Consider the following 7,632-nt stretch of genomic DNA (forward strand, 5'->3'; position numbering starts at 1 on the left):
GGATGAGGGTGAGGATGCTCGCCTCGGGCGGGCAGGCGAAGCGGACCGGCGCCGTCGGATGGGTGCCGAGACCGGCGGAGACGTGCAGCCAGGAGTCGGAGCCCGGCCAGCGGTGCAGCCCCCGGGCCATCGAGCGGGGCAGCCCGCAGTTGGTGACGAGCGCCCCGACCCCCGGTACGCAGACCTGCCCACCGTGGGTGTGGCCGGCGAGCAGCAGGCCGAAGCCGTCGGCGGCCATCTGGTCGAGCACCCGCGGCTCGGGAGAGTGGGTGAGCGCGATCGACAGGTCGGCCGACCCGGCGACGGGTCCGGCCACGGCGGGGTAGTCGTCCCGCTCGACGTGCGGGTCGTCCACGCCGACCAGGTCGATGACCCGCCCGCCCGCCTTCAGGGTCGTCCGGGCGTTGTTGAGGTCGAGCCAGCCGGCGCCGGTGAGCACCTCGCGCAGCTCCTCGTACGGCAACTGGACGCCCTCCACGTACTCCCGCTCCGGCAGGAAGTAGGTGAACGGGTTCTTCCAGACCGGGCCGGTGTAGTCGTTGGAGCCGAACACGAAGGCACCCGGGTAGTCGAGCAGCGGTTGCAGGGCGCGGAGCACCCCCGGTACGGCGTCCGGGTGGGCCATGTTGTCCCCGGTCACCACGACGAGGTCGGGATCGAGCGCGGCCAGCGACGCCACCCAACGCTGCTTACGCGCCTGGTCGGGGGTCATGTGCAGGTCGGAGACGTGCAGGACGCGCAGCGGCTCCGCGTCGGTGGGGAGCACCGGTACGTCGTACCGGCGCAGTGTGAACATGTTGCGCTCGATGAGCGACGCGTACGCCAGGGTGGCCGCGCCCACCGCGGCGGTGGTGGCCGCGAGCCGGAATACTGTGCGCTTTCGCATGCCGATCAGGGTAGTTTGACCGTCCATGAGCACGCTGAAGGACCGCCTGACCGCGGACATGCGTAACGCCCTGAAGGCGCGCGACGAGCTGACCACGTCGACCCTGCGGCTGGCCCTGGCCGCCGTGGGCACCGCGGAGGTCGCCGGGAAGGTGAAGCGAGAGCTCACCGACGACGAGGTGCTCGCGGTGCTGACCAAGGAGGCGAAGAAGCGCCGGGAGTCGGCGGCCGCGTTCGCCGACGCCGGCCGTGCCGAGCAGGCCGCGAAGGAGACCGCCGAGGGCGAGGTGCTGGAGCGCTACCTGCCGAAGCAGCTCGGCGATGCCGAGCTGGCCGAGATCGTCTCGCAGGCGTTGGCCGCGGGCGGCTTCACCGGCAAGGCGCAGATGGGCCCGGCGATGAAGTCGGCCCAGGCGGCGGTGGCGGGCCGGGCCGAGGGCGGCCGGGTGGCCGCGGAGGTACGCCGCCAGCTCGGCGTCTGACCCCGGGGGTGCCCCGTGCCCCCGCGTCGCCCCTAGCCACTCTTTCGGTGAGGGAGTCCCCTCCTCGTCGCCGACGGCCACTCCTTCTCCGAAGGAGTCCCCTCGGGCGCGCCGAGCACGGCGCGCTCTCGAGGGCACATCGGCGCGCGGAGCGCGGTTCGTCAGATGCGGACGGGCGGGCACCCCTCGTGGGTGCCCGCCCGTTTTCGTTCACACGGTGCGGTCCGGGCCGGGCGGCTGGTGCCGCAGTGCCCGGCGAGGTTCAGCCGTTGGGACGGTTGCCCGGTCGGTCGTTGCCCGGTCGGTCCGGTTGGTTGCCCGGCGGGTTGCCGGGGCCGTTGCCGGGTCCGCCGCCGCCTCCGCCACTGCTGATCTGGATGGTCACCACGCCGCCCTTGATGGTCCGGCCGTCGGGGCTGGTGCCGGCCACCGAGCCGGCCGGGCAGCTGGACGCGATCCGCTGGTCGGAGACGACCGCCTCGAAGCCGGCGCCGTTGATCCGGGACTTCGCGGTGTCGACGGACGCGCACTTCACGTCCGGGATCGAGCGCTGGTCACCGTTGGAGATCTTCTGACCGGGCGGCTCGAAGTTGATGTCCTTCTTGCCCTTCATGGCGTCGCGTAGCGTCTCGTAGACCGGCGGGTTGATGCCGTGCGGCCGGTCGTGCTGCATCTTGGCGTTGGTCTGCGGCCAGTCCGGGTCGGCCATGATGCCCGCGACTGCGTACTGCTTGGTCATGGCGACCAGGGCGGCCGTCTTCTCGGAGTCCGTGGTGCCGGACTTGCCGGCCACCGGCGCGCCGACGATGCCCCGCACGTTCGCCGCCGTACGGCTGCTGCCGCACTTGGTGGTCGGGGAGTTGTCACCGACCGGGCAGCGGGCGACGTCCACGGCGGCCCGGGCCACCTCGGTGCTGATCCGCTTCTCGCAGCGCGGGTTGGCGATGTCCAGCTTCTTCCCGTCCGGGTCCCGGATCTCCTGCACCGGGATCGGCTCGCAGTACTTGCCGTCCGCGGCGAGCGTGGCGTAGGCGTTCGCCAGCTCCAGCGGGGTGGTCTGCGAGACGCCGAGGGTGAACGCGCCCCACTGGTGGGCGAGGTCCTTGGTGCTGGCGAACTTGGCGTCGTTGGAGGCCCGGAACTGGATGCCCATCCGCTTCGCCGCGTCGACCACGTTCTCCGCGCCGACCTTCTGCTGCAGCGGGACGAAGAACGTGTTGGTCGAGGCGCTGAACGCGCTCCACATGTTCTGTACGCCGCCGGCCTTCAGGCCGGAGTTGGTCGGGCAGTAGAAGTGCGTGCCCGGGCAGGCGGCCTTGCTGCTGGAGTCGATGATGTATTCCGACTTGAACTGCTGCGGCGAGTTGTAGGTGTAGCTGAGCGGAATGCCCTTCTCCAGCGCCGCCACGATCGTGAAGATCTTGAAGGTCGAGCCGGCCTGGTAACCGGTGATGCCGTCGCCGCCGGTCAGCAGCGGGTTCACCGTGTTCGGGTAGTTACCGCGCTTGCCCTTCTCGCGCTGCTTCGGGTCGCTGTGCGGCTTGTTGGCCGGGTGCTTCGGGTCGTCGAGCTTGTAGTTGCGGTTCACCGAGAGCGCGCGGACCCGGCCGGTGCCCGGCTCGACCACCGCGACCATGGCCGCTTCCTTCTCGGTCACCTTCTTCGCCTTGCGGACGGCCTTGTCGGCACCGCGCTGCGCCTGCGGGTCGAGGGTGGTGACGATGGTGTAGCCGCCGCTCTTGAGGCGCCGTTCCCGGTCGTACGAGGTGGAGCCAAAGGTCTCCTGCTGCAACCACCAGCGGTAGAAGTAGTCGCAGAAGAAGCCCCACTCCTTCACGTTCGTGGCCACGCAGCCGTTCGGCGCCCGCTTGCCCTTGACGACCAGCTTGGTGGCCTTGGCGGCGTCCGCCTCCTGCTGGGTGATGGCGCCGATGTCGAGCATGTTCTGGATGACGTAGTTGCGCCGGTCGAGCGCGAGCGGGTAGCCGCTCTTCGTGGTCGGGTCGTTGGTGCTCGGCGCCTTCACCATTCCGGCGAGCATGGCCGCCTCGGGAATGGTGAGGTTCTTCGGGCTCTTGCCGAAGTAGACCTGGCTGGCGGCGTAGACGCCGTAGGCGCCGTTGCCGAACGAGGCGATGTTCAGGTAGCGCTCCATGATCTCGTCCTTGGAGAGCTCCTTGTCGATCTGGAGCGCGTACCGCATCTCCCGCAGCTTGCGGGCGCTGGTGTCCTCGGTCGCCGCGACCACGTCGGCCGGGTGGGTGGCCGAGTACGCGATGGCCAGCCGGACGTACTGCATGGTCAGGGTGGACGCGCCCTGCTGCGAGTTGGTGCCGGACTGGTTGTTCACGAAGGCCCGGGCGACACCGTTGATGTCGACCCCGTTGTGCTTGTAGAAGTCGTGATCCTCGGCGGCGACGATGGCCTTCTGCATGTACGGCGAGATGTCGGCGAGCTTCACGTCGCGACGGTTCTCGTCGTACATCGTGGCCAGCGGTGTCTTGCCGTCCTTGGCGAGCAGGTAAGTGATCTGCGGGGCGCGGGCCACCGTCAGCTCCGTGGGCAGAGCGCCGAATGTCTCCGCGCCGGCCTTTGCGGCCAGTCCGGACATCGCCACCGCGGGGAAGGCCGCAGCTGCGACCACCACGCCGGCCAATAGGCCACATATGAGCAGCGATGCGGCGTTGGTCAGCACATTGTGGTCACGTTTCCGCATCCAGGTCACCTCGACAGGGTACGCGAGTAGGGAACGAGGGGCGCTGGGGCGTTCTTTCCCCATTTCCTGCGCGCGCTGCCCTCGTTGTGCTAAACGCACGACCCCTGGTGCGTGGTTGCGTGTGACCTGCCGCGAGTCTTCCTGCTCGAGTCGGGCCTTCGCAGCGTTTTCACGTTCCGGGGCGGGGTAAGCGGCGGTCGAGGGCCCGGGAAGCCGGGAGTGTCCGGAATGATGGATTTGGCCGACAACGTTGCGTAATCGACTGACTACAGAGCATGATGGTGGACGGCGACAGCGCCACATGTCGTCCGTGCCGCCTCGGGGAAGGTCGGGCGGGCGATCGGGGGGATTGCCGGCTGGCGTGTAACGAGGTCGGTAGGTACTGCAAGGGGGGACGTGTACGCATGGGCATGATTGCTGACTGGCCGTCGCTGGCGGCGTGTCAGAACGGGGACCCGGACGCGCTGTTCGTACAGGGCGCCGAACAGAATGTGGCGAAGCGGATCTGCCGGAGCTGCCCAGTTCGGTACGAGTGCCTGGCCGACGCGCTCGACAACCGGATCGAGTTCGGAGTGTGGGGCGGCATGACCGAACGCGAACGGCGGGCGCTGCTGCGCCGTCACCCGCAGGTGACGAGCTGGCGCAAGATGTTCGAGGCGGCCATGAAGAAGAACGCCAAGGAGAAGACCGGCAAGGACCTGGTCACGACCGGCTGATCGCCGCGCCGATCGTTCGCAGCCCGTCGACGTCGTGCACGTCGGCGGGCTGTGCTGTCACCGACACCGTCGGCACCTGCGGGAACGCCTCAGTGAACCGGGCCGCCACCTGCTGCTCACGGACCGCCTGACGGGCCAGCGCGGAGTGTGCCCGCAGCACGTCGGCCGCGCCCTCGTGCCCACCCAGCTCCGCCAGCCGGTCCGCCGCCTCCCGGCTGGTGGCCGCGTCCAGCGGCACCGTGGGCCGGTGCACCCGGTTGAGCACCAGACCGGCCAGCGGCATCCGCTCCTCCCGCAACCGGCCGGCGAAGTAGGCGGCCTCCCGGACCGCGTCCGGCTCCGGTGCCGCCACCAGCAGGAACGCCGTCTCACGGGCTTGCAGGATGCGGTACGTCTGCTCGGCGCGCTGCCGGAAGCCGCCGAACATCGAGTCGAGCGCGGCCACGAAGCCGGAGAGGTCGGTCAGCAGCTGAGCGCCGAGCACCTTCTGCACGACCTTGGAGAACATCCCGAACGACGCGGTGACCAGGCTGAACATGCTCCGGCCGCCGCTGCGCGCCGGGGCGAGCAGCATCCGCAGCATCCGGCCGTCGAGGAAGCGGGAGAGCCGGGCCGGCGCGTCCAGGAAGTCCAGCGCCGAGCGGGACGGCGGCGTGTCGACCACGATCAGGTCCCACTCGCCCCGGGCGTGCAGCTGACCCAGCTTCTCCATCGCCATGTACTCCTGGGTGCCGGCGAAGGTCGAACTCATCGCCTGGTAGAAGGGGTTGGCGAAGATCTCCGCCGCCTTCGCCGGGTCGGTGTGCTGGAGCACCACGTCGTCGAAGGTCCGCTTCATGTCGAGCATCATGGCGTGCAGCTCGCCGCCGCTCTCCTCGACGTCGATCCCCTTCACCTGGCGAGGGGTGTTGTCCAGCTCGGTCAGGCCGAGCGACTGGGCCAGCCGGCGGGCCGGGTCGATGGTGAGCACCACCGTACGGCGGCCGTGCCGCTCGGCGGCGCGCAGTGCCAGCGCGGCGGCTGTGGTCGTCTTCCCGACCCCGCCGGAGCCGCAGCACACCACGATCCGGACGCCCGGATCAGCGAGGACCTGGTCGACATCCAGCTGTGGCGCCACGTCTGCAGAAGGCACCAATCGAGCGTATCGGGCCGACCGGGTCCGTGCGCCCGTGCCGACGACAGGTGTGAGTCAATCGGCTCCGCGCAGGGCCTCTGCCAGGGCGGAGAGGCCGGCCCGGTCGACCCCGTCGGGCAGCAACGGCAACTCGATCATCGGAAGCCCCAACTCGACCAGGTCGGCCCGGAGCGAATCCTCCAGCTCCCGGCGGATGATCTGGTCGTGCGCCTCGGAGTGGAGGCCGGCCACGATCTCCCGGTCGGCGGGCAGTCCCGCGGCGAGCAGGCCGCGGCGCAGCTCGGCGGCGCTGACCACCCGGCCGGTCGGCAGCGGCGGGCGGGTGCCGTTGACGATGATCCGGCCCACCGGGAAGCCGAAGGAGGTCAGGTCGGCGACGGCGTCCACGGTCTCCTGGACCGGCATCTCCTCCAGCAGGGTGACCACGTGCACCGCGGTGATCGGCGAGCGCAGCAGCGCCGCGACGCCCTCGCTCTGCGTCTTGATCGGGCCCACCTTGGCCAACCGGGCGGTCTCCGCCGTCACGTTGAGGAACCGGCCGATCCGCCCGGTCGGCGGGGCGTCCAGCACCACGGCGTCGTAGACCCGGCGCTGGTCGACGGTACGGGTGGTCGCCTCCTTCGCCTTCCCGGTCAGCAGCACGTCCCGCAGCCCCGGGGCGATGGTGGTGGCGAAGTCGATCGCACCGAACTTGCGCAGCGCGCGGCCGGCCGCCCCGAGCCGGTAGAACATGTCCAGGTACTCGAGCAGCGCCTCCTCGGCGTCCACCGCCAGGGCCCGCACCTCGCCGCCGTCCGGGGCGTCGGCGAGGTGCCGCTCCTCGTAGGGCAGCGGATCGGTGCCGAAGAGCTGGGCGATGCCCTGCCGCCCCTCGACCTCGATCAGCAGGGTCCGTCGCCCGCCGGAGGCCAGGGCCAGGGCCAGGGCCGCCGCCACGCTGGTCTTGCCGGTGCCGCCCTTGCCGGTGACCACGTGCAGGCGGGCCGGCCATCCGGTAGCGGCCGGGTCCACCGGCTGATCAGCTGCGCGCACCCGTCGAGCCTATCCAGCCGCGGCGGTCAGGCGACCTCGCAGACCCACCAACCCGTCTTCTGCACCACCGTGAAGCGCAGTTCCTGCTCGGCGACCTTCTCGTCCGAGGTCGTCATCGTCACCTTGGCCGAGACGGAGGCCCGGTCGGCGTTCCGGTTGTCCACCTTCGGGGCGCTCCACCGGAAGCGGGGGTTCTGGTAGCCGGAGGCGTACTTCTCCACCTCGGCCACCTTCGCCGCGATCTTGTCGTCGTCCCGGGCCGAGGCGCAGACCAGGTTCGCCGCCTTCGCCGCGTCCCGCTCCTTGTAGACCGCGGTGAGGAACTGGTCCACCGCCGCCGCCGGCTCGTCCGCCCCCTCGCCGGTCTCCACGTTGCGCAGGGTGAGGAACGCGGCGACGCCGCCGCCGACGCAGAGCACCAGGACCACCGCCAGAGCGATCGCCGCGATCAGCACGCCGCGCTTCTTCTTCGGCGGGGCGGGCGGCGGGAAACCCGGCCCGGCCGGTGGGTAGCCGGTGGGAACGCCTGGCTGGCCGCTCGGGTAGCCGGTCGGGTCCGCTCCCGGCACGCCCGGCGCCGCCGCGTGGCCGGCCGCGAATCCGGGCTGGCCCGCCGGAGCGGCAGGCGGGCCGGGGTGGGGACCGGCGGAGGCCACGGGCTGTCTC

At 70.8% G+C, this 7,632-nt stretch carries 7 protein-coding genes; 2 read left to right on the forward strand and 5 right to left on the reverse strand.

Going from position 1 to position 7,632, the window contains the following annotated elements:
* The coding region (locus tag E1211_RS28675) for a metallophosphoesterase (protein WP_132352791.1) at nucleotides 1–886 on the reverse strand (886 nt) is incomplete at its 3' end.
* A gap of 25 nt (nucleotides 887–911) precedes the next feature.
* Here E1211_RS28675 and E1211_RS28680 point away from each other — a divergent pair.
* Nucleotides 912–1,367 (forward strand): GatB/YqeY domain-containing protein, encoded by a 456-nt coding sequence (locus E1211_RS28680; RefSeq protein WP_132352793.1) that lies wholly within the window; start codon nucleotides 912–914, stop codon nucleotides 1,365–1,367.
* A 262-nt stretch (nucleotides 1,368–1,629) separates the two neighbouring features.
* Here the strand turns inward: E1211_RS28680 and E1211_RS28685 are convergent, their stop codons facing one another.
* The gene (locus E1211_RS28685) at nucleotides 1,630–4,083 is read right to left on the reverse strand and encodes a transglycosylase domain-containing protein (RefSeq protein WP_132352801.1); all 2,454 of its coding nucleotides are present in this window, start codon (nucleotides 4,081–4,083) and stop codon (nucleotides 1,630–1,632) included.
* Nucleotides 4,084–4,487: 404 nt separating this feature from the next.
* Here E1211_RS28685 and E1211_RS28690 point away from each other — a divergent pair, with 404 nt between their 5' ends.
* Nucleotides 4,488–4,799: a WhiB family transcriptional regulator gene (locus E1211_RS28690; RefSeq protein WP_132352795.1), complete on the forward strand. Its 312-nt coding sequence runs from the start codon at nucleotides 4,488–4,490 to the stop codon at nucleotides 4,797–4,799.
* Here the strand turns inward: E1211_RS28690 and E1211_RS28695 are convergent.
* Genes E1211_RS28695 through E1211_RS28705 form a run of 3 tightly spaced genes read right to left on the reverse strand, consistent with a single transcriptional unit; the run spans nucleotide 4,786 to nucleotide 7,535 of the window.
* Complete coding sequence (locus E1211_RS28695) at nucleotides 4,786–5,934, reverse strand: ArsA-related P-loop ATPase (RefSeq protein WP_207915545.1); 1,149 nt, start codon at nucleotides 5,932–5,934, stop codon at nucleotides 4,786–4,788. The two genes, E1211_RS28690 and E1211_RS28695, sit on opposite strands and share 14 nt — an antisense overlap.
* Nucleotides 5,935–5,988: 54 nt before the next feature.
* A complete protein-coding gene (locus E1211_RS28700) occupies nucleotides 5,989–6,966 on the reverse strand; it encodes an ArsA-related P-loop ATPase (RefSeq protein ID WP_132352799.1) in 978 nt (325 codons plus the stop codon).
* Nucleotides 6,967–6,992: 26 nt separating this feature from the next.
* On the reverse strand, nucleotides 6,993–7,535 hold the full coding sequence (locus E1211_RS28705; RefSeq protein WP_243709737.1) for a hypothetical protein: 543 nt from the start codon (nucleotides 7,533–7,535) through the stop codon (nucleotides 6,993–6,995).
* Between the last annotated feature and the right edge of the window lie 97 nt (nucleotides 7,536–7,632).

Source organism: Micromonospora sp. 15K316 (genome assembly GCF_004348525.1).
In the GTDB taxonomy this organism is placed as follows: domain Bacteria; phylum Actinomycetota; class Actinomycetes; order Mycobacteriales; family Micromonosporaceae; genus Micromonospora.

Coding starts and splice junctions, on each gene's coding strand:
- E1211_RS28680 (WP_132352793.1), top strand. CDS start 912: ATGAGCACGCTGAAGGACCGCCTGACCGCGGACATGCGTAACGCCCTG.
- E1211_RS28685 (WP_132352801.1), bottom strand. CDS start 4,083: ATGCGGAAACGTGACCACAATGTGCTGACCAACGCCGCATCGCTGCTC.
- E1211_RS28690 (WP_132352795.1), top strand. CDS start 4,488: ATGGGCATGATTGCTGACTGGCCGTCGCTGGCGGCGTGTCAGAACGGG.